The organism is Burkholderia thailandensis E264 (assembly GCF_000012365.1).
In the GTDB taxonomy this organism is placed as follows: Bacteria; Pseudomonadota; Gammaproteobacteria; order Burkholderiales; family Burkholderiaceae; genus Burkholderia; species Burkholderia thailandensis.
In genome coordinates this window covers 2,692,535-2,717,143 of sequence record NC_007650.1, presented here as the reverse complement: position 1 = coordinate 2,717,143, position 24,609 = coordinate 2,692,535, and the positions used below count along the sequence as shown (strand labels likewise).

The 24,609-nt window shown below is 67.7% G+C and carries 21 protein-coding genes and 3 pseudogenes; 9 read left to right on the top strand and 15 right to left on the bottom strand.

What is annotated here, in order from left to right:
• Positions 1–11: 11 nt before the first annotated feature.
• From BTH_RS11330 to BTH_RS11325, 3 genes and pseudogenes are all read right to left on the bottom strand, one after another.
• On the bottom strand, positions 12–284 hold the full coding sequence (locus BTH_RS11330) for a hypothetical protein (protein WP_009894199.1): 273 nt from the start codon (positions 282–284) through the stop codon (positions 12–14).
• Positions 254–485, bottom strand: a pseudogene (locus BTH_RS35635) (hypothetical protein). The gene BTH_RS11330 and the pseudogene BTH_RS35635 overlap by 31 nt, the downstream one beginning before the upstream one ends.
• Before the next feature lie 124 nt (positions 486–609).
• Positions 610–2,013, bottom strand: a complete 1,404-nt coding sequence (locus tag BTH_RS11325) for a GntP family permease (protein WP_009894198.1) — start codon at positions 2,011–2,013, stop codon at positions 610–612.
• 287 nt (positions 2,014–2,300) lie between these two features.
• On the opposite strand from BTH_RS11325, the gene BTH_RS11320 reads away from it, so the two are divergent.
• The gene (locus tag BTH_RS11320) at positions 2,301–3,866 is read left to right on the top strand and encodes a sigma-54 interaction domain-containing protein (protein WP_009894197.1); all 1,566 of its coding nucleotides are present in this window, start codon (positions 2,301–2,303) and stop codon (positions 3,864–3,866) included.
• Here BTH_RS11320 and BTH_RS35120 read toward each other — a convergent pair.
• Positions 3,830–4,306: a hypothetical protein gene (locus BTH_RS35120; RefSeq protein ID WP_011401555.1), complete on the bottom strand. Its 477-nt coding sequence runs from the start codon at positions 4,304–4,306 to the stop codon at positions 3,830–3,832. The genes BTH_RS11320 and BTH_RS35120 overlap by 37 nt on opposite strands.
• Before the next feature lie 85 nt (positions 4,307–4,391).
• On the opposite strand from BTH_RS35120, the gene BTH_RS35115 reads away from it, so the two are divergent.
• The 3 genes from BTH_RS35115 to BTH_RS11305 all read left to right on the top strand — a co-directional run bounded on the left by BTH_RS35115 (position 4,392) and on the right by BTH_RS11305 (position 5,475).
• Complete coding sequence (locus tag BTH_RS35115; RefSeq protein ID WP_223297134.1) at positions 4,392–4,727, top strand: BON domain-containing protein; 336 nt, start codon at positions 4,392–4,394, stop codon at positions 4,725–4,727.
• A 55-nt stretch (positions 4,728–4,782) separates the two neighbouring features.
• Positions 4,783–5,082: a hypothetical protein gene (locus BTH_RS34780; protein WP_223297148.1), complete on the top strand. Its 300-nt coding sequence runs from the start codon at positions 4,783–4,785 to the stop codon at positions 5,080–5,082.
• Between the two features lie 102 nt (positions 5,083–5,184).
• Positions 5,185–5,475 (top strand): H-NS family nucleoid-associated regulatory protein, encoded by a 291-nt coding sequence (locus BTH_RS11305; RefSeq protein WP_009894196.1) that lies wholly within the window; start codon positions 5,185–5,187, stop codon positions 5,473–5,475.
• Positions 5,476–6,049: 574 nt separating this feature from the next.
• On the opposite strand, the gene BTH_RS34445 is transcribed toward BTH_RS11305, so the two are convergent.
• Positions 6,050–6,799: a hypothetical protein gene (locus tag BTH_RS34445; RefSeq protein ID WP_154660018.1), complete on the bottom strand. Its 750-nt coding sequence runs from the start codon at positions 6,797–6,799 to the stop codon at positions 6,050–6,052.
• Between the two features lie 244 nt (positions 6,800–7,043).
• On the opposite strand from BTH_RS34445, the gene BTH_RS11295 reads away from it, so the two are divergent.
• On the top strand, positions 7,044–9,407 hold the full coding sequence (locus tag BTH_RS11295) for a GNAT family N-acetyltransferase (RefSeq protein ID WP_025369997.1): 2,364 nt from the start codon (positions 7,044–7,046) through the stop codon (positions 9,405–9,407).
• Positions 9,408–9,825: 418 nt separating this feature from the next.
• On the opposite strand, the gene BTH_RS11290 is transcribed toward BTH_RS11295, so the two are convergent.
• The 4 genes and pseudogenes from BTH_RS11290 to BTH_RS11280 all read right to left on the bottom strand — a co-directional run bounded on the left by BTH_RS11290 (position 9,826) and on the right by BTH_RS11280 (position 13,967).
• The gene (locus BTH_RS11290) at positions 9,826–10,377 is read right to left on the bottom strand and encodes a hypothetical protein (protein WP_009894193.1); all 552 of its coding nucleotides are present in this window, start codon (positions 10,375–10,377) and stop codon (positions 9,826–9,828) included.
• Positions 10,378–10,490: 113 nt separating this feature from the next.
• Entirely contained in the window at positions 10,491–11,894 is a 1,404-nt protein-coding gene (gene iaaH / locus BTH_RS11285; protein WP_011401552.1) for an indoleacetamide hydrolase, read from the bottom strand.
• 179 nt (positions 11,895–12,073) lie between these two features.
• A pseudogene (locus tag BTH_RS35110) lies at positions 12,074–12,968 on the bottom strand (IS701 family transposase); the annotation flags it as partial.
• A 174-nt stretch (positions 12,969–13,142) separates the two neighbouring features.
• Positions 13,143–13,967: an IclR family transcriptional regulator gene (locus BTH_RS11280; protein WP_025369996.1), complete on the bottom strand. Its 825-nt coding sequence runs from the start codon at positions 13,965–13,967 to the stop codon at positions 13,143–13,145.
• Positions 13,968–14,540: 573 nt separating this feature from the next.
• Here BTH_RS11280 and BTH_RS11275 point away from each other — a divergent pair.
• Positions 14,541–15,389: an ureidoglycolate lyase gene (locus tag BTH_RS11275; protein WP_009894188.1), complete on the top strand. Its 849-nt coding sequence runs from the start codon at positions 14,541–14,543 to the stop codon at positions 15,387–15,389.
• A gap of 207 nt (positions 15,390–15,596) precedes the next feature.
• Here the strand turns inward: BTH_RS11275 and BTH_RS11270 are convergent, their stop codons facing one another.
• The gene (locus BTH_RS11270; RefSeq protein WP_011401549.1) at positions 15,597–15,998 is read right to left on the bottom strand and encodes a CopD family protein; all 402 of its coding nucleotides are present in this window, start codon (positions 15,996–15,998) and stop codon (positions 15,597–15,599) included.
• The gene (locus BTH_RS11265; protein ID WP_009894185.1) at positions 15,995–16,303 is read right to left on the bottom strand and encodes a DUF3817 domain-containing protein; all 309 of its coding nucleotides are present in this window, start codon (positions 16,301–16,303) and stop codon (positions 15,995–15,997) included. The genes BTH_RS11270 and BTH_RS11265 overlap by 4 nt, the downstream gene beginning before the upstream one ends.
• A 102-nt stretch (positions 16,304–16,405) precedes the next feature.
• On the opposite strand from BTH_RS11265, the gene BTH_RS11260 reads away from it, so the two are divergent.
• Positions 16,406–17,350 carry a GlxA family transcriptional regulator gene (locus tag BTH_RS11260; RefSeq protein ID WP_009894184.1) on the top strand — a complete coding sequence of 315 codons (945 nt, stop codon included), beginning with the start codon at positions 16,406–16,408 and terminating at the stop codon, positions 17,348–17,350.
• A 236-nt stretch (positions 17,351–17,586) separates the two neighbouring features.
• On the opposite strand, the gene BTH_RS11255 is transcribed toward BTH_RS11260, so the two are convergent.
• From BTH_RS11255 to BTH_RS11245, 3 genes are all read right to left on the bottom strand, one after another.
• Positions 17,587–18,888, bottom strand: a complete 1,302-nt coding sequence (locus tag BTH_RS11255; RefSeq protein ID WP_009894182.1) for an O-acetylhomoserine aminocarboxypropyltransferase/cysteine synthase family protein — start codon at positions 18,886–18,888, stop codon at positions 17,587–17,589.
• 242 nt (positions 18,889–19,130) lie between these two features.
• Positions 19,131–19,523 (bottom strand): VOC family protein, encoded by a 393-nt coding sequence (locus BTH_RS11250; protein WP_009894181.1) that lies wholly within the window; start codon positions 19,521–19,523, stop codon positions 19,131–19,133.
• 248 nt (positions 19,524–19,771) lie between these two features.
• Positions 19,772–20,953: a L,D-transpeptidase gene (locus BTH_RS11245; protein ID WP_009894180.1), complete on the bottom strand. Its 1,182-nt coding sequence runs from the start codon at positions 20,951–20,953 to the stop codon at positions 19,772–19,774.
• A 493-nt stretch (positions 20,954–21,446) separates the two neighbouring features.
• On the opposite strand from BTH_RS11245, the gene pip reads away from it, so the two are divergent.
• Together pip and BTH_RS11230 are read left to right on the top strand one after the other, a co-directional pair.
• Positions 21,447–22,385, top strand: a complete 939-nt coding sequence (gene pip, locus BTH_RS11240) for a prolyl aminopeptidase (protein ID WP_025369995.1) — start codon at positions 21,447–21,449, stop codon at positions 22,383–22,385.
• Between the two features lie 203 nt (positions 22,386–22,588).
• Positions 22,589–22,807, top strand: a pseudogene (locus BTH_RS11230) (SAM-dependent methyltransferase); the annotation flags it as partial.
• 48 nt (positions 22,808–22,855) lie between these two features.
• Here BTH_RS11230 and BTH_RS11225 read toward each other — a convergent pair.
• Positions 22,856–24,484: a methyl-accepting chemotaxis protein gene (locus BTH_RS11225; RefSeq protein ID WP_009894176.1), complete on the bottom strand. Its 1,629-nt coding sequence runs from the start codon at positions 24,482–24,484 to the stop codon at positions 22,856–22,858.
• Between the last annotated feature and the right edge of the window lie 125 nt (positions 24,485–24,609).

Genomic DNA, 24,609 nt, shown 5'->3' with positions numbered 1-24,609 from the left:
CCGTGGCGGGATCAGGGCGTCGTGGTGCGGGCGAGCGGGACGGCGCCGTGCGTTTCGCCGGGCAGTTCCGCGCCGTGCGAACGAATCGCGGCGATCAACTCGGCGGGGGTGATTTCGTAGCGTACTTCCCGATGGATGCCGGGCTTGCGTTCGTCGACTTCGATGAGCAGTACGCTTTTACCGTCTTCGGTGGCCGCGAGACGCAGCGAGCGAAGCTCGCGGCCGTCGGCCTGATCGAATTCGGTCAGCAGGGTCATGGCCCCGGAAGAACCGGTCGTGCGCATTGAACGTGTCCTCGTGTCGTGAAGTAGGAAATGTTGCTTTGCGGACTGCTTCAACGCAGTTTAACCGAACCGGACGGCGGCAATGAGAATTTCGCGAGGCGCTCGGGCGGTGCGGGCGGGCGGCCTGCCGACGCATCGTAGCGCGTTGCGCGGCGGCCGTTCGGCGTTCGCGCAAACCCGCATGTTGCGGCGGCGCGTCACGGTGAAAAGTATGAGCGAAGACGAGATCGGCCCGGTGCGCCGCCGAGGGGGCGCGCCGGGCCGATACGGCGGGCAGCGGCATGCGCGGGCGCCGCGAGGCGGGCGTGTCGCGCCCGCCGCCGGGTCAGACGAGTCCCGTCAGATAATAGACGGCGATCACGAAGAACACCGCGAGCGTCTTGATGACGGTCACGGCGAAGATGTCCCGGTACGATTCGCGGTGCGTGAGGCCCGTCACCGCGAGCAGCGTGATCACCGCGCCGTTGTGCGGCAGCGTGTCCATGCCGCCGCTCGCCATCGCGACGACCCGGTGCAGCACGTCCATCGGGATCTGCGCGGCCTGCGCGCCCTTGATGAAGAGATCGGACATCGCCGCGAGCGCGATGCTCATCCCGCCCGACGCGGAGCCCGTGATCCCCGCGAGCGAGCTGACCGACACGGCCGCGTTGACGAGCGGATTCGGAATGTTCTTCAGCGCGTCGCCGACGACGATGAAGCCCGGCAGCGCGGCGATCACGCCGCCGAAGCCGTATTCGGACGCGGTGTTCATCGCGGCGAGCAGCGCGCCGCCGACGGCGGCCTTGGTGCCCGTCGCGAAGCGCTCGTGCACGCGCTTGAACGCGGTGATGACGACGAGCAGGATGCCGAGCAGCAGCGCCGCCTCCACCGACCAGATCGCGACGACCGTCTTGATCGGCGTCGTGATCGGCGTATGGACGCCCGGCAGCACGTCGGGCGGCACCGTGTACGATGCGCCGCCGTACCACACCGGGATCAGTTTCGTCAGCGCGAAGTTCGCGACGCCGACGAGCACGAGTGGCGACACCGCGAGCATCGGATTCGGCAACGACTTCGTCTCGACGCGTTCCGGCTCGTTGATGAGCGACGTGCCGTAGCCTTCGCCGCGCGCGAGTGCCGAGCGGCGGCGCCATTCGAGATACGACAGGCCGACGATGATGATGAACACCGATCCGATCGTGCCGAGCGCGGGCGCGGCCCACGCGGTGGTCTTGAAGAACGTCGTCGGGATGATGTTCTGGATCTGCGGCGTGCCGGGCAGCGAATCCATCGTGAACGAGAACGCGCCGAGTGCGATCGCGCCCGGCATCAGGCGCTTCGGAATGTTGCTCTGGCGATAGAGCTCGGCCGCGAACGGATAGACAGCGAACACGACGACGAACAGCGACACGCCGCCGTAGGTGAGGAGCGCGCACACCGCGACGATCACCGCATTCGCGCGCGAGCGGCCGATATAGCGGATCGCGGCGGCGACGATCGCCTCGGAGAAGCCGGACAGCTCGATCACCTTGCCGAACACGGCGCCGAGCAGGAACACCGGGAAGTAGAGCTTCACGAAGCCGACCATCTTTTCCATGAAGATGCCGGAGAAGACGGGGGCGACGGCGGCGGGATCGGTCAGCAGCACCGCGCCGAGCGCGGCGACGGGCGCGAACAGGATCACGCTGTAGCCGCGATAGGCGGCGAACATCAGGAACGCCAGCGCGGCGAGGACGATCACGAATGACAAGAGAGTCTCCTAAATCTTGGTTGTTGTGCGCATGGGCGGGCCCGGCGGACCGCGCGACGCTGCGGCACGCGTTTCCGCAGGATTCGTGCCATCCGCTATGCGGCGCGGCGCGGCGGCCACGCGAAGGGCCGCGCGTGGCGACGGGCGCGCCGGCTGCGTCCGATTCTACAGAAAACGTCTCTTTATGTAGACGAAAGCAGCGAGGCGATGGTCCCCGGATCGAGGCAGAGCCTTTTATGGCGGGTGTTTGCCGGATGTCTCTTGCATGAGATAATCCGTCTCGATTTGTGGACAAGAAAGAGAAGGTGGAGACGAACGCACAAGTTTCGGGCGGCTGGGTCCGGTTGCCCGCCGATTACGGCGACGTGCTGCGGCGCGCGGCGGAGTCCCTGTTCAAGACCTTCGAGCATTCGAGCGTCGGCACGCTGATCGTCGACAAGGATGCGCGCGTCGTCTGGATCAATCAGCGCTATGCGGCGCGCTTCGGGTTCGCCGATCCGCAGCAGGCGATCGGCCGCGATTGCGAAGCGGTGATTCCGCACAGCCTGATGCGCGAGGTGGTCGCGACCGGCCGCCCGATACTGCTCGACATCATGGAGACGGGCCGCGAGCCGCTCATCGTCACGCGCCTGCCGCTGACGGACGACGCGGGCGAGACCGTCGGCGCGATCGGCTTCGCGCTGTTCGACGAGTTGAAGACGCTGACGCCGCTCTTTTCCCGCTACATGCAGGTCCAGCAGGAGCTGATCGCGACGCAGCGCTCGCTTGCGCAGGCGCGGCGGGCGAAATACACGTTCGCGAGCTTTGTCGGCACGAGTGCGGTGAGCCTCGAGACGAAGCGGCAGGGGCGGCGCGCCGCGCAGGTCGATTCGCCCGTGCTGCTGCTCGGCGAGACGGGCACCGGCAAGGAGTTGCTCGCGCACGCGATTCATGCGGCGTCCGCGCGTGCGCTCAAGCCGCTCGTGACCGTCAACGTCGCGGCGATTCCCGATGCGCTGCTCGAAACCGAGTTCTTCGGCGCGGCGCCGGGCGCGTACACGGGCGCGGATCGCAAGGGGCGCGTCGGCAAGTTCGAGCTTGCCGACGGCGGCACGCTCTTTCTCGACGAAATCGGCGACATGCCGCTGCCGCTGCAGGGCAAGCTGCTGCGCGTGCTGCAGGACAAGGAGTTCGAGCCCGTCGGCTCGAACCGGATCGTGCGCGCGAACGTGCGGATCATCGCGGCGACGTCGGCCGAGCTGCCGGCGCTCGTTGCGCAAGGGCGCTTTCGCGCGGATCTCTATTACCGGCTGAACGTGCTGACGATCCATGCGCCGCCGTTGCGCGAGCGCGCATCGGACATCGAGGCGCTCGTCTACACGATGCTCGAGGAACTCGCCGCACAGCACGGACTTGCCGAACACTGCGAACTGACCGACGACGCGCTGCGCCTGCTGTGCGCCCATCCGTGGCCCGGCAACGTGCGCGAACTGCGCAACACGCTCGAGCGTGCGCTGATGCTCTCCGATCGCGCGTTGATCGATGCGCGCGCGCTCGCGCCGTTCATTGGGCCGGCGCATGGAGCGGGGGCGGGTTCCGGCGTTGAGGCGGGCACAGCAGCCGGCGCAGCCGCAGCGGGGGCGATGGATGGTGCGGGCGGCTCCGGCCTGGCCGCGGTCGCGGCGTCGGCGGCCGCGCCTGACATGCGCGCGGCGGCTTCATCGTATGCGGACGCGTTCGCCGCATGGGAGCGCCAGTTCCTGCTCGACGCGCTTGCCGCGTCCGGCGGCAAGGTGACGGACGCGGCCGCGTGCATCGGCATCGGGCGCGCTACGTTCTACAAGAAGCTCGCGTCGCTCGGCATCGATACGTAACCGCCGGCTCGCATAACGCGTGGGACGCATTCGCAACTGACGTGTCGACGCTCGCGCATCGCCGGGCGCATTTTCAGGAGGCGTGCGATGAAACGCATCGGATTCGCCGCGTCGTGCGTGGTGTTCGCCGTCACTGCCGCTGCCGCCGCGGATGCGTTCGCGTTCGTGCAGGGCGGGGCGTCGGTCGTGTCGCCGGTAGCGCCAGCATGGTCCGCATTACCCGCATTACCCGCATTACCCGCATTACCCGCATTACCCGCATTACCCGCATTACCCGCATCGTCCGTGTCGACTTCGTCGTCGGTATCGAATGCGGAGTCGCCGTTCATTGCATCGACATTCATGCCGACATCGGCGGCTTCGTCCGCTTTGCCCGCTTCGGTGGCGGTGCCGGCATCGCCCGCGTTTTCGGCATCGCCCGCTCCGATCGAGCGACGCAATTGGTACGACGATCCTTTTTTTGCATTGTCGCATTCGATTGCCGAATGTCCGACGCCGCTCGGTCCGCTGATGACACGCGCGCAAATGGAGGACGATGCGCATTACCGCGTCGAGCGAGGAACGACTTGCTGGCTTGCGCATCGCTGCAGCAAACCGAATTCCTATTTATATGACAAGCCGATTGCCGAAGAACTGAAAAGGCGATTCGCCGACGGCGATCCGGCATTGGCCGGCACGAGCATCTGGATCACGATTCAACGCCGCTTCGTTTATGCCGAAGGATGCGCACCCGCATCGTTCGATCGCGACGCGTTGCGGCGCCGGCTCGAGGCGCTGCCGGACGTCGAACGCGTATTCATTCGGCTTACCGACGATCCGCGCGGACATGCGCCTTACAAGACACTCGTTGCACCCGATTGACCCTTTGCCGCTTACGTTGGCATATACTCGCGTCGTCCAAGAAGAAAGCGGAGCGATAGGCAGATTCATGAAACAGACGGGTGCGCCAGCGCCGGGGCAATGCGGCGCGTTCTTGCGGACGGGATTTTTGATTGCTTTAATAACGGGGCTTTCCGGCTGCGGGGGGAGCGCGCCGCTGTTTACGCCGGACGGACGCGCGACCACGATGGTCCAGTGCCCGGAAGGCGGTCCGTGGGACACCTGCATTCAGAATGCGCGCGGCATGTGCGGCGGCGATTTCGATACGATCAGGCAATCGGTCGATAACGGCGTGCGAAACCTTCTCTTCGCATGCAAGGCTAGAAATGGCCTCTGAGCTTCGCTTGCGGGATATGAAAGCAATGCGAAAAATGTTCGATTGATCCTGAATTGATTCATATACTTCTTTGTATAAATAACGAGACGGAGCTTCATCCATATGGCGACCTATAGGCAACTGACCGCACAGCTCGAAAAACTTCAGCAGAAAATCGACAAGGAACGCGAAAAAGCGATCGCGGACGCCATTGCCGACATCAAGGCGAAGATCGAGGAATACGACATCACGCCGGAAGAGTTGGGGTTCAGAAGCATCAAGGCGGCGGCGAAGCCGAAGCGCGCGCTGCCGCCGAAGTACCTCAATCCGAAAACGGGTGAAACCTGGAGCGGCCGTGGCCGCGCGCCGGCGTGGCTCGGCAAGAATCGCAACCGCTTCCTGATCAAGGACTGATCCCGAAAACCCTCACCTTTGGCGCCTTGAACGACGGTGCGAGTGGCAGGTTTGCCAGTCGCACCGTTTTGTTTTCGGCGACTGGACTGTTTGCGCCGCCGTGTTTCACGCCGACTGCGCGATTTCGCGACGCAGAGGGTTACGCGCCGATTCGGCGATGAAACGCGTGCACTCGGGCGGATATTGCGTGATTTAGCTGTCGCTTCGAACTTGTCGCATCGATAAAGTTGTTTCACATCGTCTCGTGCATACGGGATGCCCTGTGCGGTATTGTCGATTTCGCTTCGCGATTTCGCCGCGGCTCGATACCCAATCCCGAATATTCTCACCTCGACTCCCGAAAACGCTCACCTTTGGCGGCGCGAAGCGCGTGCCGCATCGATGCCTTTGGCATGTCGCCCTGCCTGCGATCCGAGTGACGGCGGCGCATTTCAACCGCGATATGGGGGAAGCGGCAACGTGCAGATAAGGCGAGACGGCGCTGTTCGTCCATTCCGATCCGCCTATCCGTAGACGGATATGGGTAATGTTCGGGCGGCGGGTTCGCGTAGACGATATTTCCGAGACAGCTTGCTCATTCGAGCGGCGAGCGAATCATGCCGCACTGCAGCCGGCATGAATGAAAAACGACTGTTGTGCTCCGGCACAGCGTTTCCCGGCCGCGTGCAATGCCGGCTCGCGTATTTCGACGTTCGTCGTGAAGCGCGGCCGCAAACGGATCGCGAGCGGCGCGCCGCTGCGCCACCGCGATCGCGGGTTCGCTCGACGCCTGCGACAGGCGGCCCCGCTGTTTTCGCATTTGACTGCGATCGCGCGGTGGATGCGGTGGACGCGGTGGAATCAAGCATTGAATTCGATTCGACTCGAATGGCGGGCCGTGTCGTTCGATTGATTGCACGACGGTGCTCGGCGATGCGCGGGAATTGTCCGCTATTCGGCAATGCATCGAATCTGACGGCCCGGCTTTTTCGATATTCGATCCGACTGGGCAGAATCTTCGAGACGGCCGTTTCAGGGCGGGCGTGCCGGACTTCGCATGTCGCGCGGCGAGACGCTTCGATCCGTGGGGCTTGATATCGACGCGTGGCCGTGTCCGGAAGCGGACGCCGCAATTGGCCTCGGCGTGTTCGTGTCCGCTCGGTCTAGCCGCGGCGGTGCGCGTCGCGGCTCGACCCGTTGCAAGCGGAATCGTGAAGGCGGCGGAAATTCGCTTCGTGCGGCGCGTGCCCGCATTTGCGCTGCCGAGCCGCGAACGGCTCGTTGCCCGGCGGAAGACGGGTCTCGACGCATCCAGGTGTGCGGCTTGCTCGGTCCATTCGTTCATCTCGTCCTGCTCCGTTTCGAAAAAGACGGCTCGCGCCGTATGACGCATCCGGCCGCGAAGCGCGTTTCCCGCGGGCGGCGGCGAAGTGTTTGCGTCGATGATGCCGATGCTTGCGCAGCTCGGCGATTCGGCCGAAAGGCATATAGGCGGCGCCCGATGCTTCGCCTATCCTATGGGCACTCGGGCTCGGTCCGGCAGGGCCGCGCTTCGATCGCCGTCGCTCAATCCTTTCAGCGGAGTTGCCGTGACCGTTCGCAATCTCGATGCTATGTTCCATCCGACGTCCGTTGCCGTCGTCGGCGCTTCGCCGCGTCCGGGCAGCGTCGGCGCGATGGTTTGGGCGTGCGTGCTCGACGGGCGGTTCGGCGGTGCGATCTGGCCCGTCAACCCGAAGTACGGCGAACTGAACGGCCACAAGGCTTACCCATATGTCGACCAGTTGCCGAGCGCGCCGTCGGTCGCACTCGTGTGCACGCCGCCCGCGACGTGGCCCGGCATCGTGCGCAAGCTGGGCGGCCTGGGCGCGCGCGCGGCGATCATCGTCGGCGAAGCCCGCACGAGCGCTGATCGGGCCGCGCTCGAACGGGCGCTCGCCGCGGCGAAGCCGTATCTGCTGCGCGTCGTCGGGCCCGGCAGCCTGGGTGTCGTATCGCCCGCGCTGAATGCGCATTTCGGTGCGCCGGCATGCATCGTCAAGGCGGGCGGCGTCGCGTGGGTGTCGCAATCGAATGCGCTGACGAACGCGGTGCTTGGATGGGCGCATGCGCGCGGGCTCGGCTTTTCTCATGCGGTCGCGCTCGGCGGCGAAGCGGACGTCGACGCGGCCGACGTGCTCGACTACCTCGCGAGCGACGCCTCGACGCGCGCGATCCTGCTCGAACTCGACACGGTGAAATCGGCGCGCAAGTTCATGTCGGCCGCACGCGCGGCGGCGCGCAACAAGCCGGTGCTCGCGTTGCGCGTGGGGCGCGGTGATTCGGGCGATCTGCTCTATACGGCCGCGTTTCAGCGTGCTGGGATGGTGCGAGTGGACGCGCTCGACGATCTCCTCGATGAGATCGAGACGCTCGGCGTCGGTCGGGCAGTGGCGGCGAGCGGTGCGGCGACGCTCGTGACGAGCGACAGAGGCGTCGCGAAGCTTGCCGTCGATGCGCTCGCGGCGGCGGGGGAAACGCTCGCGCAATGGCCGCAGGCGGCTGTCGACGAGGTCGGCGGCGCGCTGCCCGCGGGAATCGCCGCAGGCAATCCGCTGCTGCTCGGCGACGACGCGCGTCCCGAGTATTTCGGCGCGGTGCTGAAGGCGCTCGCGCAGCATCCTCCGACAGGCACCGTGTTCGTGGTTCATGCGACGTCGCATAGCGCGCCCGCAGGCGACGTCGCGCGCGTGCTGATCGAATCGCGCAAGTTCGCGCGCCGCGGCATGCTCGCGTGCTTCTTCGGCGGCGTCGATGCCGCGACGCGCGACGCGCTGCACGAGCACGGCATCCCCGTGCACACGACGCCACAGCGTCTCGCGCGCGCGCATGCGCGTCTCGTCGATTATCAATTGGGCCGAGAACTGTTGATGCAGACGCCGGAGGGCACGCCGCCGCAACCGGTGGCGTCGATCTCGGCCGCGCAGCACGCGGCGCGCGCAGCGCTCGCACAGGGGCGTGACGGGTTCGAAGGCGAGGCGGCGCTCGAATGGCTGGCCGGCTTCGGCATCGAGCGCTCGACCGACGCGGACGTCGACGGCGGCGATGCGATCGTCGACATCACGGTCCGGATGTACGACGACCAGAACTTCGGGCCGGTGTTCCGTTATTCGGTGCCGCCAGCGGACGGTGTTTCCGCGCCGTTCGTCGTCTACGGGCTGCCGCCTTTCAATACGGTGCTCGCGCGTGCAGTCGTCGCGCGGTCGCCGTATGCGCGCCGCGCGCCGCCCGAGCCGCTGCTGCACGCACTGACGGCGCTTTCGCAGGCGGTGTGCGAGGTACGCGAAATCGTCGAGATGTCGCTCGTGCTGCGCGTGCGTCCCACGCGCGTCGTCGCGCTCGAGCCTCGCATCAGGCTCGCGACGGGACGCAGCCGGCTCGCGATTGTTCCGTATCCGCGCTATCTCGAGCAGAAGCTCGACTGGCACGGGGAGCGCATCACCGTGCGGCCGATTCGCCCCGAGGACGAGGCCGCGCATCGCGAGCTGCTGAGTGCGATGACGCCGGACGATTTGCGGATGCGTTTCTTCGGTGCGGTACGCAACTTCGACCATTCACAGATCGCGCGAATGACGCAGATCGATTACGACCGCGAGATGGCGCTGATCGCGACGCGCGACGATGCCGACGGCCACGCGCATACGCTGGGCGCGGTGCGGGCGGTAACCGATCCGGACAACGAAGCCACCGAGTTTGCGATCGCGGTGCGGCCCGATCAAAAGGGCAAGGGACTTGGGCGAATGCTGATGACGCGCATCATCGAATACGCGCGCTCGCGCGGAACGGCGTGGATGATCGGCGAGGCGCTGCGCGAGAACACGGCGATGATCTCGCTCGCGAAAGACAGCGGCTTTATGGTGTCATCGACCGAAGAGCCGGGGGTGGTCGCGTTCCGGTTGAAGCTGCAGCCGTGAGACGGCGCCGTGGCGTCGAGCGACGGACGCGTCCGGTTGGCGCAAGAGGCGGGTGGCCGCCGTGGCGCGTGGTCGATGGGGCCGGCAATTCGAAATCCGACGCGTCGCGTGTCGCCGGCGCTTCGGAGAAAGAAGCGCGGAAGGCGTTGAAGGCGTCGACATCGCTGGCTGCTGACCTCCGGCCTCCAACGACCTTGATGTCCCGGCGTTCATCGCCATCATTGCGATCAACGCCGAGGTCAAACGGTGAGGCTTTACGGGAAGCGAATTCGGAAAAGGGTGAGACTTTGCGGGGGCGACCCAGCGGAACGAATCGCAGCGCGAGTGGCTTGTTGCCGATCGCGTCGAGGCGGTGACGTATCGGTCGGCACCGCGAACATGTGCCTGCCGATCCGCAGATCCGCCGCCCCCGAGCGAATCACGCAGCGAGCTTCGCCGCAGCCTCGTCGACGTGCTTGCGCGAGATCGCCAGCTCGTCGAGCAGCGTGTCCGCATAGACCGCGCCCGTCTCGCGTTCGAGGCGCGCGACCGTCAGCGCGCAGCGCGCGGTGTCCTTCGGCATCGCGATGAAGCGCTTGATCGATTCGCCGGCCTTGAACGCATCGAAGAGCGGCAACCGCACTTCGTCCGGCAGCGTCTTCGTCCATTGATACGGCTTGCCGTTGAACGTCAGCGAAGGCGGCAGCGAGCGCTCCTTCTTGCCCGCCGCGATCAGGCCGTACGTGCGCGCGGCTTCGCCGATCTGCTCGGGGGAGAAAAGCTCGTCAGGCGTGATGTCGAACTGCGCGATGTACTCTTCGATCGCCTGCATCGCGGATGCGCGATCGTCGCGCTTCTTCTGCGCGCGCGCGACGATGTCGCGCAGCTCGTCGGCTTCTTCGGGCGTGATCGTGAAGCTTGCCTGCTTCTGCTGAAGTTCGGAGAAACGTTGGAATTCGAGATCGGTCAGAAGTTTGGCCATGACGTCCATGAGGCGCCCGCCGTCGGCGAAGACGGCAGGCGGTGTTTTGAAGGGGGCGCTATTTTAGCGTAGCGCCGCGCGCGCGGCCGATTCGGCATGTGCCGGGAATACGCTCGCGCGCGTCACCGCGCATGCGCGAGCAGCCGTTCCACCTCGCGCGCGATCGCGAGCAGGCGTCGGTCGTTGCCGGCCGGCCCTTCGAGCATCAAGCCCACGGGCACGCCGGTGTGCTTCGACAATCCCGCCGGGACCGATACCGACGGCACGCCGCCGAGCGTCGCCGGCCCGGTCTGGCGGATCACGCGCGCGAACAGCGCGTAGGCGGCGTCGGGCGGTAGATCGTGCCCGCTGGCGGCGACGAGCGGCGCTTCGCATTGAACGGTCGGCAGCGCGATGCAATCGACGCCCGTGCGGTGGAACGCCTGGTCGTACCAGCGCACGATGCTCCGCAGCACGTCGATCGCGGCCGCATAGGCATCGCTCGACGGCGGCGCGTCGATCAGCGTGCGGAAAATGTGCCGAACATCGTCGCTGCCGAGCCGGGCGACGAATTCGGCGAACGGCAGATCGAGCCGCTCGGCGCTGAAGCGCTGCCAGTACGCGAGCGCCTCGAAACCCGCGATCGGGAAGCCGCACGCTTCATCCGCTTCGTGCAGCGCGCGGGCGGCGAGCGGAATCAGCCGCGCGCCCGCGTTCGTCAGCGCGGCGAGCGCGCGTTCGGTCATCTCCGCGACGGCCGGATCGAGTCCGTCGAAGTAGGGCGCGTCCGGCACGCCGATCCGCAATCCGGCGAGCGCGACCGGCGCGGGTTCGGTGGCGTCGCCAGTCAGCACCGCGTCGAGCAGCAGCAGATCGTCGATGCTGTGCGCGATCGTGCCGACCGTATCGCGCGTGGGCGACAGTGCGAGCACGCCGTGCGTCGAGTAGCGGCGCGGCGTCGGCCGCAGTCCGGCGACGCCGCAGAACGCGGCCGGGATTCGCACCGAACCGCCCGTGTCGGTGCCCAGGCCAAACGGAATGCCCGCCGCGACCGCGGATGCCGTGCCGCCGCTCGAGCCGCCCGCGATCCGCGCCGGATCGTGCGGATTGCGGACCGCGCCGAAGTGGCCGTTCGCGCTCGTGATGCCGAAGGCGAGTTCGTGCATGTTCGCCTTGCCGAGCGGCACGGCGCCCGCGTCGAGCAACTGCTGGACGGCCGTCGCGTTGCACGTCGCGCCGAAGCCGAGCAGTGCCGGGCTCGCTCCGCGCGTCGGCATGTCGGACGTGAAGAGGTTGTCCTTGATGACGAACGGCACGCCCGCGAGCGGCAGCCTGCGGCCGCTCGCGATCTGCGCGTCGACGTTCGCGGCGGCTTGGCGCGCGATCTCCGGCGCGATGTGCGTCATTGCAGCGAGCGGCTCGGCGAGCGCGAGCCGCTCGAGCGCCGCCTCGGCGTGCTCGAGCGCGCGCGCTCGTCCGCCGTTCACGGCATCCGCGACTGCCCGCACGCTTGCGGAGCGGACGTAGGTTTCTCGATGTGACGTCATTGGCCTGTCTCCTTGTGCAGCACGCCGCGACGCGCGGCGCGCGTTATCGATTCGACCGGAGCGACGCGCCCTCGTCTTCCCGTGCCGATAAATTGCCTTTGCCGGCGGAGCACAATGGACACCGCTTGAGCCGGCGCGCGATGTAGGCAGCGATACGTCAGTGCAGCATGGTAATAGAGTCAGCCGCGTGGCGCTGCGCGCGCTGGGGAGCCGCATGGCAGCTGATCCGAGGGTACGGCAGATGCGCGCGGATCGCGGAGTTTTCTGCCGCCCCCCTCGAATGAGGCGTTGAGCGACAAGAAACCCGTGCGCAGCAATACACGATGATGCATGGTGATGGAATCCTCGCCAGCCTCGTCCTTCGAAGTGTCACAGGCCAAATTCCTGCTTGAGATCCTGATAGTCGCGCTCGATACGCGAGCGTATCCCGGCTACATGAACCAGACGTTCGCGCATCGTGTCCTGGGGCACAGTCGAAAGCCAACGAAAGCCAACACTTGAGCGGCTCGACATCGCCTTCGGGCCGTTCGATCCGCCCCATTCCTCATCGCGCAGCGTGAACCGCCACTAATCGCGGTGTGAAGCGCGCACGCGCACGGCAGCAAAGCGCGAACCGAGCGCGGCGCATATGCCTTCACGCGATGTCACCGTGCGATACCGCGACGCATCGAGTTTCAACGGCTCATGTCGGAGCGTGCGGCGCGATGCGCTGCAAGGCCGGCCAGACTTGCCCGCGGAGGTCTCGGGCGGCAGCGGAGCCGTGTTCGGCGCTCCTGCGCGGATGACCGGTTGAATATCGACCGCATGCTGCAAACCGAGCTCGCTGACCGCTCCGCGAAACGCCGTGTCCGTTCCGAACCCGCATCGGCCAGGACCACGCCGTCAGGCGCGCCGCTTTGCCGTGCTTCGCGCAACGGCATGGGCGCAATCTGCGGCTTGGTCGCACGTTCAATTTCCTCGGGCGCGCCGGCTTTCTGTCGTCGTGCCGAATCATCGCTCCATTCCCGAGGCAGATGAAGTCGATATCCCACCGGCAGGCGCCGCCACCTTGCAGTCGTCGTGCTTGCCCAGTTGGAGAGCGCGCCTTTGCGCCGGCATGACCGCGTCGTTCGCCGTTGCAATGGCGACGGCTATCGTGTCTTCTCCGCGCTGCCTCGTGCTGCGGGCGCAAGCGCACGTTCCCAAGCCCGTTATGAGCGTGAACAGCTCCTCGGTGATTTCACCTTCTCGTCAGACGGATCGAGAATGTCACGCGGCCGCTTCCTTCAGCATCGAAAGACGCCCGGCCGTCGCGCGCAGTTGCGCGTCGACGTCGTCGACGAGCGGCGCGACGTGCGCGTCGATCCGGCGGACGTATGGGCATGTAATTGCGGCGATCGCATGGCCGGACGGCCCGAGAATCGGATACGCGATGTCGGTGACGCCGAACGCCTGGCGGCTTTCCTGCCTGAGCCGGCCAGTCGCGCGAATGTCGCGCAGCAGCGCGTCGAACGCGTGCACGTCGAGCGCGATTTCGCCTTCCACCTTCGTATGCTCGGCGAGCATGCGCGCGCGTTGCTCGGGCGCCTGGAACGCGAGCAACACGGGGCCGGACGCGGTGTCGACGAGCCCGACGCGCGAGCCGAGCCGCACCGAGATGCCCCATGCGCCCGGCCCGTCGACCTGCGCGATCACGAGCAGGTTGCCGCGGTCGTACACGCACAGGTGGCACGACTGCTCGGCCGCATCGGCGAAGCGCTGCATCGGCGGCAGCGCCTCGGCGATCAGCCGCTTGAGCGGCGGATGGCGGTGGGCGAGCGAATAGAGCTTCAGGCTCAGCGTGTAACGGTCGCCGCCCGGCGAGCGGATCACGTATTGGCGGGCGACGAGCCGCTCCAGCATCCGGTAGATCTCGCTCGCATTGCGGCCGAGCTCCTTCGTGATCTCGGTGCGCGTGAGGCCTTCCTTCTGCTCGGCGAGAAGCTCGAGGATGTCGAGCCCCTTGTCGAGCGCGGGCGCGCGATAGCGCTCGACTTCTTCGCAATCCTGCGGCTCTCGCGCGGCGCCGGCGGGCACGTCTTTCCTGGGTTTCATCGGTGGATCGGTTGTCTCGGACGCGACGCATCGAACGCCGGGCGGCGCGTGCCTCGCGGCAGCGCCGAGTGCATCGATGGATCGTTGATTCGTATGTAAATTAAGTAACTGCTCCAACAGCAATGATAATCAACGAATTTGAAATCAATAATGATTTTGTCGACAATTATTGAATAAACGAGGTTGGCTGTTTGTCGATGTGGGCAAAGTATGCGTCGAGGCGGCTGGCCAAAACCGGCGTGGTGGAGTAAGCGGGGGCGCTTGCGGGGCTGCAAGCGGGCGTTCGCAGCGGGACGCCGCCGTTCGGGCGCGCGCGGCGGCGCGCGGGAGGCGGGGCGCAGCGGGTCTCAGCGGGTTTTCGCTCGGCGGCGGGGGCCGGCGGACGCGGTTGCCGCCGCCGGGCTTCGATGCATCGCCAGCGTCTGCTTCAATAGTCGTTATCCGCGATGCAGCGTCTCATCGCGCACGGCGGATGGTACAAACTCCGCAACGGGCCCGCGCCCGGCGCCGTCGCGCCGGCTCGATCGAGCGCGCCGGAGGCTCGTTTGTCCTGAATCGAAGAGGTCGCCTGTCATGAAACTGCTTCGTTACGGCCCCGTGGGCCACGAAAAGCCTGGGTTGCTCGACGCGGCCGGTTGCATCCGCGATCTGTCGTCGCTGATCGACGACGTCGCGGGCGACGCGCTGTCGGACGCGAGTCTCGCGCGGCTCGCCGCCGTCGATCCCGCGTCGCTGCCGCTCGTCGCGGGCGAGCCGAGGATCGGCGCGTGCGTGGGCCGGATCGGCAAGTTCGTCTGCATCGGCCTGAACTACGCGGACCACGCGGCGGAGGCGGGGCTCGCGGTGCCGACCGAGCCCGTCGTGTTCGGCAAGTGGACGAGCGCGGTGAGCGGCCCGCACGACGGCATCGAGATTCCGCGCGGCTCGGTGAAGACCGACTGGGAAGTCGAGCTTGGCGTCGTGATCGGCCGCGCGTGCAAGAACGTCGACGAGGCCGACGCGCTGTCGCACGTCGCCGGCTATTGCGTCGTCAATGACGTGTCCGAGCGCGAATGGCAGATCGAACGCGGCGGCCAGTGGGACAAGGGCAAGGGCTTCGACACGTTCGGGCCGATCGGCCCATGGCTCGTCACGCGCGACGAAATCGCCGATCCGCAGGCGCTCGATCTGTGGCTCGACGTGGACGGCCGGCGCTATCAGAGCGGCAACACGCGCACGATGGTGTTCACGGTCGCGCAGTTGATCGCGTATTTGTCGCGCTGCATGAGCCTGCAGCCCGGCGACGTGATCTCGACCGGCACGCCGCCCGGCGTCGGGATGGGCGTGAAGCCGCTGCCCGTCTATCTGAAGCCGGGGCAGACGGTGCGCTGCGGGGTGGCGGGCCTGGGCGAGCAGCGGCAGACCACGCGCGCGGCGGCGTGACGTGGCGGCGTGACGCCGCCGCGCGGCCGGCGGTCGGCGGCGAGCCGGATCGGCGAGCGCCTTGCCGCTCTTCGCGCAACGCGGCCTGCGCTTGCACGCGGCTGCGCGAACCGACCTATCGCCGACGCGCTTCGCGCAGCGTTTTGCCGCCTGCCCATCGCGAATGTCGAATCGATATCCGGGCGCACGGCAGCGCGCCGGCTTTCTTCAAAATGGCTTGATCACGACGAGCGCGATCGCCGCGGCCGCCGTCGCGACGATGCCCGCGCCGATTCCCGTATGCAGCCACACGGGCGCGACGGTCGAGCCGTCGCGCGCCATGCGCCGCAGCCTGCCCGCGAGGATGCCGTGCAACGCGGAGAGCGCCGCGACGAGCACGAGCTTCGCCGAGAGCCACGCGTCGCCGAACCAGTGGCCGAGCAGCGCGATCGTGACGCCGCTCGCCCAGACGAGCGCGAGCGCCGGCAGCGTCGCGCGCCGGTCCCATTGCAGAACGGCGCGCTGGACGACGAGATTCGGGATGCGGATGCCGATCGCCAACACCAGCAACCCGCCGACGAACACGGTGATCGACGCGACGTGCACCGCCTTCAGCAGCAGATAGATCATCGCGCGCTCCGCTTGCGTGCGATCCACCCCGAATTGGCGAAGCCGGCGAACGGCACCATCGCCGTCGCGACGAGGCGCCATGCATCGGCCGCGCGCCAGAGTCCGCTCGACGTCGTGGCGATGACCGCCCACAGATACAGCACGAACGCGACGCCGTGCAACGGCCCCATGATCGATACCGCAATCGGATAGCCGGCCAGATGCTTGAGCGGCACTGCGATGCAGACGAGCGCGACGAGCGTCGTCGCTTCGAGAACCGAAAGAACCTGTAATACGCGCAATGATGTGTCGTCATCCATCGTCATGTCGATCTCCAACCGAAGAGCGCCTATTGTCGCGAGTGGATGCGACCGGAGCCATTGGCTAGAATGCCATCTTTCAACGGATTCCGGCCAGCGGAAATCATCATGCATAGCGTCGGCGTGCTTGTGCTGAACGGCGTCGTGCCGTTCGATCTCGGCGTCGCGTGCGATACCTTCGCGCGCGTGCGCGTGCCGAACGTCGACGCGCCCTATCGCGTGCGGGTGTGCGGCGAGCGGCGGTGCGCCCGCGGCGATCTGTTCGACGTGCGCACTGCGTTCGGTCTCGACGGGCTGCGGGACGCCGATACGGTCGTCGTGCCCGGCGTCGCCGATCCGCTCGCGCCGGTTTCGCCGCGCGTCATCGCGGCGCTGCGCGAGGCGGCGTCGCGCGGTTGCCGGATCGCGTCGATTTGCAGCGGCGCGTTCGTGCTCGCGCAAGCAGGGCTGCTCGACGGTCTGCGCGCGACCACGCACTGGCTGGGCGCGGCCGAGCTCGCGCGCCGCCATCCGCACGTGTCGGTCGATGCGAACGTGCTGTTCATCGACAACGGGCAAGTGCTGACGTCGGCCGGCGCGTCCGCCGGGCTCGATCTTTGTCTGCACATGATCCGGTGCGACTACGGCGCCGCGGTGGCGGCCGACGCCGCGCGGCTCGCGGTGACGCCGCTCGTGCGCGACGGCGGGCAGGCGCAGTTCATCGCGGGCGAGCCGCCGCAGCACACGTCGACGCTGCGCGCATTGATGGAATGGCTGCAACGCAATTTGCGCGAGCCGTTGACGCTCGACGCGATCGCGCGGCAGAGCGCGATGAGCGTTCGCACGCTCACGCGCCGTTTCCAGGAACAGACCGGCACGTCGCCGTTGCAGTGGCTGCAGACCGCGCGCGTGAGGCGTGCGCAGCAATTGCTCGAGACGACGTCGCTATCCGTCGAGCAGATCGCGACCGAGGCGGGGTTCGGTTCGGCGAGCGCGTTTCGCGAGCGCTTCGCGCGAATCGTCGGCACGTCGCCGAAGCGGTATCGCCAGGCGTTCAGGATGCAGAGTGACTGACGGCGGCTCGAAGGCCGCGCGTCGGGGTTGGCTGCGCGAAGTTGGCGGCCCGAAGGCGGTGAAAGCAGCCGCACGCCGGCGGTTCGCGACGCACGGCCTTGTGCTCGCTTCACGTGATGCGGGCCGCGTGATGCGCGCGTCGGCGATGCGTCGCGGGAGTGCGGCGCGACGATTCGACGATTCGCTGTGCGCACCGCGCCGTGATCGGGCGCCCGATCACCCGATCACGATGCCGTTCAGACTTTCGCGAGTGCCTGATCGAGATCGGCGAGCAGATCGTCGATGTGCTCGATGCCGATCGACAGCCGCACCGTCTCTTCCTTCACGCCCGCTTTCGCGAGCTCTTCCGGCGACAGTTGGCGGTGCGTCGTCGAAGCGGGGTGCGTCGCGAGCGACTTCGCGTCGCCGATGTTGACGAGCCGCGTGAAAAGCTGCAGCGCGTCCTGGAACGCGGCGCCCGCCGCGCGCCCGCCTTTCACGCCGAACGTCAGGATGCCCGGCGCGCGGCCCGACAGGTAGCGCTCGACAAGTGCGTGATCCGGATGATTCTGCAGTCCGGAATAATCGACCCATTCGACCTTTTCGTGCCGCGCGAGATGTTGCGCGATCTTCAGCGCGTTCTCGCTGATGCGATCGATGCGCAGCGCGAGCGTCTCGATGCCCAGCAGGATCTGGAACGCGTTGAACGGCGAGATCGCCGCGCCCGTGTTGCGCAGCGGGACGACGCGCGCGCGGCCGATGTACGCGGCGTCGCCGAACGCCTCGGTGTAGACGACGCCGTGATAGCTGACGTCGGGCTCGTTCAGCCGCCGGAAGCGGTCGGCGTGCCGCGCCCACGGGAACTTGCCCGAATCGACGATCGCGCCGCCGAGGCTCGTGCCGTGCCCGCCGAGATACTTCGTCAGCGAATGAACGACGATGTCCGCGCCGTGCTCGAACGGGCGCAGCAGGTAAGGCGTCGGCACGGTGTTGTCGACGATGAGCGGCAGGCCGTGGCGATGCGCGACGTCGGCGAGCGCGGCGATGTCGGTGATGTTGCCGAGCGGATTGCCGACCGATTCCGCGAAGATCGCCTTCGTGCGCGCATCGATCAGCGCATCGAACGCGGCCGGATCGCGCGGATCGGCGAAGCGCGTCGAGATCCCGTATTGCGGCAGCGTGTGCGCGAACAGGTTGTAGGTGCCGCCGTACAGCGTGCTCGACGACACGATGTTGTCGCCCGCCTCGGCGATCGTCAGGATCGAATAGGTGACGGCCGCCTGGCCCGACGCGAGCGCGAGCGCGCCGACGCCGCCTTCGAGCGCCGCGACGCGCTGCTCCAGCACGTCGTTGGTCGGATTCATGATCCGCGAATAGATGTTGCCCTGGACCTTCAGATCGAACAGGTCCGCGCCGTGCTGCGTGTCGTCGAACGCGAACGCGACTGTCTGATAGATCGGCACCGCGGCGGCGCGCGTCGTCGGATCGGGGCGATAGCCGCCGTGCACGGCGAGGGTTTCGAGGCGCCAGTCGGCGGATGCGGATGCAGGTTCGGTCATGATGGGTCTCCGGTCGGTTTGCTTTCGTGACTTCGTGAAGGTGTCGGCCGATTATAGAAGCCGATGTCGCGCGCTTTTAGCTTGTTTGATGACAAGCATATTCCCGAACAAGACAGACGCCGGGGCGGCGTGCGCGATCGTGCGGCGATGGAGGGCAGCCGCCTGCGCGCGATATGCGCTTTGGGCGCGCATGCACCGCTCGGGCGGCGTGCGCGTTCGTCCGCCGCTCGCGCTTGCGCGCTTCAGCCCTCGGCGTTCGCCGCGAAATTCAATTCGATGCCGTTGCCCGCCGGATCGTCGAAGAACAGTTGGCGCTGGCGGGTCAGCGGCACCTCGGCGCTCGAGTACCGGACGCCGAATTGCCGCAGGCGCGCGATCGTGCCCGGCAGATCGTCGCACGAGAACGCGACGTGATCGAACGTGTTCGCGACGTTCGCGACGCGCGACTCGTCGGGGCCGGCCTGCGACAGATGCAGCACGGCCTGCGCGCCCGCGTACAGCCAATAGCCGTGGCTGCGGAACGGCGGACGTTCGCCGAGCCGCAAGCCGACGACGTCGACGTAGAAGTCGCGCAGCGTATCGAGAAGCGGGCCGGGCGCGCGCAGATTGTAGTGATCGAGACCGGTGACGGACATGGCGGGCGGACAGCGGAAGGACTGGGCCGGAGCGGTCATTCTAGCGCGCGCCGGGGCGCGGCGTCCGCGCGACGCGTTGTCCGTCGCATTCGGTTGCGTCGGGTTGGGGCGGCTTGCGCTGGGTTTCGCGCGGCGTCGCGTCGTGCCTCATTGCGCCGCGTTGCGCCGTGCCGCTGCGCGGAGCGGGCGCTTGCCGCCGCTTTCGGTTGCGCGCCGGTCTTGCCGATCGCCGTCGGCGCATGCACGGCTCAATCCGCCGTGTCGCCGCCCTTGGGCAACTTCGCCCTCGCCTTCTTGCCCGGCGCGGGCGACCATGCGGGGCGCGTCTTGCGCTGCGAATCGACGACGACGAGATAGCGGCCCGCCCACGGCGTGACTTGCCGGTGCACGCGCAACACCCACGGCGGATCGCCGGCGGCCGCGCGCGCTTCGTATTCGGCGTCGAGGATTCCGTGCTGATCCAGGAACACGTTCAGCGACGCCGGAATCCGCACGCATCCCTTCGAATGGCGAATGCCGAGCAGCGGCTCGAGATAGTCGGGATCGGTCGCATGCATCTGGAAGCGCATCTGCGAAACGCCGCCCTTGCCCCAGCCGCGCGTGGCATCGGTCCAGCCGAAATCGTAGATGCGCATGTCGCGCTGGCCGTAGCCGCGAATGCCGTTCTCGTTGATCGTGCCTTCCGCGCGGAAATCCATGTTCTCCGGCGTGTGTTCGAACACGCCGAGCGGGGTCACGAAGTGATCGTATTGGCCGGGCAGGCCGGTCGCGACGGGCGATGCGCCGATCATCCGCCATGCGTTGTCGCGCGTCGTGCGGAAGTAGATGAATGCCGCCTGCACGTTCGGCGCGCGGTCGACGAGCACGACGTATTCACGCGCGAGTTCGCCCACGTCGTTCGCGTCGAGCGTCTGCTGCAGGCGCACGCCGTACGCGCGTCGTTCGGCGGCGGGCACGTTCAGCCGCCGCGTGACTTCCTGCGCGAACGCCGTGCGCAGCGCGAGCGCGCGACGCGTCACGTCCGCCGCTTCCGCCTCGGTCAGCGGCGGCAGTCGAGGGGCGGCCAGCGCGCGGGGCGCGCTCGCTTGCGCGTTCGATGCATGCGGCGGCGCGGAGGCGGCGGACGCCGGCGAGGCGGGCGCGCTCGCCTCGCTCCCGATGCGCGACGATGCGTCGCGCGATTGCGCCGCGGACGCGAATTTCGACGACGCGGCGCCGGCCGGCGCGAACGCGTTCGATGCGGCCGCCGCGGCGGACTCCGCACGCGCAGTTTGAGGCACGAATGCGGAGATGCCCGCCAGCGACGCGCCGGCGGCGACGCACAGCAGGCGCGCGTATGGAAGGAGACGTGGCCCCGTGGCGCAACGATGGTTCATGAAAAGCTGCCTCGGCCGATCCGGCATGCCGAACGATATTGCCGCGGCGCACATCGGTTCGATGCGCGGCGAAATTTCAACGCTTCCATTCCTTGGGTTGCGTTTCCGAGGCCGAAGTTCCGACGTCTCCGTGATCCGGCAGGCGCGCGCGGTGTTCCGTCCTTTATTTCATCGGGGGATGGCGGCGAAGGCGGAGCGGCGATTCCCCGGCGTCTGGGGCGGCATCCCGAGCCGGTCGCGCTTGCGCGGCGCTACATCGCGCCGACGGGCCGCACGCTGGTGTGCATGCCGATCGAGCGGATCGCATACGCGCGGAAGGCGTAGCGGCGGCGACGCGGCCGGCACGGCCGACGGCCGGCCGCGTCCGAGGCGAACGCGCGCGCCGGTTTTCCGTCGACTCGGCATAATGATGAGGCAGTCGTTGCTTTCGACGCCGTGCCGGATCGGCGCGGCCGGGCGCGTGCGGCGCATCGCACGTGCCGCATGCGCGCGTTGTCCGCGCGCGATCGCCCCAGCCGTTTTCCTCCATTCAACCGGAGTGCCTCTCTTGTACCCACCAATCGAACCTTACGCACACGGCTTGCTCGATACCGGCGACGGCCATCGCGTGTATTGGGAGCTGTGCGGCAACCCCGACGGCAAGCCGGCCGTCTTCCTGCACGGCGGCCCGGGCAGTGGCTGCAGCGCCGAGCACCGCCGCCTCTTCGACCCCGCGCGCTACAACGTGCTGCTGTTCGACCAGCGCGGCTGCGGGCGCTCCGCGCCGCACGCGAGCCTCGAGAACAACACGACATGGCATCTCGTCGACGACATCGAGCGATTGCGCGAGATGCTCGGCGTCGAGCGCTGGCTCGTGTTCGGCGGCTCGTGGGGCAGCGCGCTCGCGCTCGCGTATGGCGAGACGCATCCGGCGCGCGTGACCGAGCTCGTCGTGCGCGGCGTCTTCACGGTGCGCCGCTCAGAGCTCCTCTGGTATTACCAGGAAGGCGCGTCGTGGCTGTTTCCGGACCTGTGGGAAGACTTCGTCGCGCCCATTGCGCCCGCCGAGCGCTCGGACCTGATCGCCGCGTATCGCCGCCGGCTGACGGGCGGCGACGAAGCGGCGAAGCGCGAAGCGGCGCGCGCGTGGAGCATCTGGGAAGGCCGGACGATCACGCTGCTGCCGAATGCCGCGCACGAAGCGCATTTCGGCGACGCGCATTACGCGCTCGCGTTCGCCCGCATCGAAAACCACTACTTCGTTCATCAAGGTTTCATGGAAGACGGGCAGTTGCTGCGCGACGCGCATCGTCTGGCGGACATTCCAGGCGTGATCGTTCAGGGGCGCTACGACGTCGCGACGCCCGCGCGCACCGCGTGGGAGCTCGCGAAGGCGTGGCCGCGCGCGTCGCTCGAGATCGTGCCGGACGCGGGCCACGCGTACGACGAGCCGGGCATCCTGCGCGCGCTGATCGCGGCGACCGACCGCTTCGCGCGCGAACGCTGATGCCGCCGTTCCGCGCGAACGGCGGCGCGCATCGCCGCCGGGCCGCGAGGCGGTGCGCGTGCGCCGCTTCGAATGATCGTTCGAAATCCTGCCGAATGAAGCGGCGGAACAGAGGCGCGCGAGCGCGCGTGACGATGCTCGAAGCGAGGTCGACGAAGTGCGGCGACTCGCCGGGGCCGTCGGCGAAGAGGAGCGCGTGAACGCGGGTGTTCGACGCTTATGCGATGCGCGTGTGCGCCGCGCACAAGTTCGGGATACGCACCATGCCCATCGATTTCGCGACCCGGCGGCGGCAGCTCGCCGACGTCGGCCCGACGCTGCGCGCGGCGTTCGGCGGATCGACGGGCAGGCCGGTGCGGCGCGATCGGGATCTTTGCGGCGAAGCGTGGTTTCACTTCGTCGCGGGCAAGCCGTGCGTGTAGGCGGTTGTCGCGGCTGTCGCCGTCGATTCGGGGGATGCGGCGCGCCGCTCAAGCGGGCGTCGCGGCAGGCAGCGGCGCGCGTTGCGACGCGAGAACCGCGCCGATGGCCGGCTGCGTGTCGCGCGCGTTGCCGCGTTCGTCCGCACGTTCGCCTTGCAGCGTGAACGCCGCCACCGCGCCGTGCAGCGCGCGCGCCTGTTCGGCGAGCGCGTGCGCCGCGGCGGACGCCTCTTCGACGAGCGCCGCGTTCTGCTGCGTCACGTTGTCCATTTGCGCGACCGCGTGATTGACCTGCTCGATGCCGACGCTCTGCTCGTTCGACGCCGACGCGATCTCGCTGACGATGCCCGTCACCTGCCGCACCGATTCGACGATCTCGCCGATGATTCGCCCCGCGTCGTCGACAAGCGCGGAGCCCGCGCCGACGCGCTCGGTCGATTGCTCGATCAGCGTCTTGATTTCGCGCGCCGCCGTCGCGCTGCGTTGCGCGAGCGTGCGCACCTCGCCCGCGACGACCGCGAAGCCGCGGCCCTGCTCGCCCGCGCGCGCCGCCTCGACGGCCGCGTTCAGCGCGAGGATGTTGGTCTGGAACGCGATGCCGTCGATCACCGCGATGATCTCGGCGACCTTGCCCGAGCTGTCCGCGATGCCGCGCATCGTGCCGACGACCTCACGCATCACGTCGCCGCCGCGCGTGGCCGTCGTCGACGCGTTTGCGGCAACCGCGCACGCATGCTGCGCATGCTCGGCGTTGCGGCGCACGGTCGACGTGAGCTCGTCCATGCTCGCCGCCGTTTGCTCGAGCGACGCCGCCTGTTCCTCGGTGCGCGACGACAGATCGAGATTGCCCGACGCGATCTGCGCGCTCGCGGTTGCGACGCCGTCGGCGTTGTGCCGCACGTCGCGCACGACGTGCGACAGGCTCGCCTGCATGTCCTTCAGCGCGGCGAGCAGCTCGGCGATTTCGTCGTCGCCGCGCGCGTCGATCGGCGTCGACAGATCGCCCGTCGCGACCCGGCGCACGCACGCGAGCGCGCGCGCGAGCGGACGCGTGACGGTGCCGCTGAACCAGACGCCGCCGGCGAGCGCGAGCGCGAACACGACGAGCGTCGCGACGACGCTGAATGTCGTCGCGCGCGCGGCGTCGCGCGCGGCGTCGGCCGACACGCGCGCGCTGTCGGCGGCGATGTCCTGCGCGGCCTTCTCGAGCAGCTCGGCGGGCGCGCGATCGACGCCCGCGACTGCCTGGTCGCCCGCGTACGGTTCGAACCCCGATGCCTTGAATGCTTCGAATCCCTTACGATAGCCTTGCCCCATTTCCGCGTGCGCCGACGCGAACTGCTCGATCAGCCTGCGGCTCTCGCCGTCGGGCAGCTTCGATTCCAGCCCGGCGGCGAGCGTGTCGACGGTTTGCTCGCGTTGCTGGAACGCGCTCCAGTACTTGTCGAGTTTCGCCGGGTCCTTGCCGCGCAGCAGTGTGTCTTTCCATTCCTGCACCTGCAGCTTGAACGCGACGAGCGTCGCGGACACCATGCGCTCGTTCGCGACGTTCTGCCGGACTGTCGTGCCGTATATGTCGAGCGAGCGGTTGAGCGCATGGATGCCGTAGAACGCGCCGGAGGACGTGAGGACGAGCGCTGCCGCGAAGGCAAGGGGGATTTGGCGGCGAAGCTTCATCTGATTTCTGGAGTTGCGGGAGGGGGGACGCGGCGTCGCCATCTCGGCGATAGCTGGTTGTCGGCGTGATTGCCGGTTCCTTAAATCAGAGGAATGGCCGCGGTGCCGACGTGAGTCAGGAATGC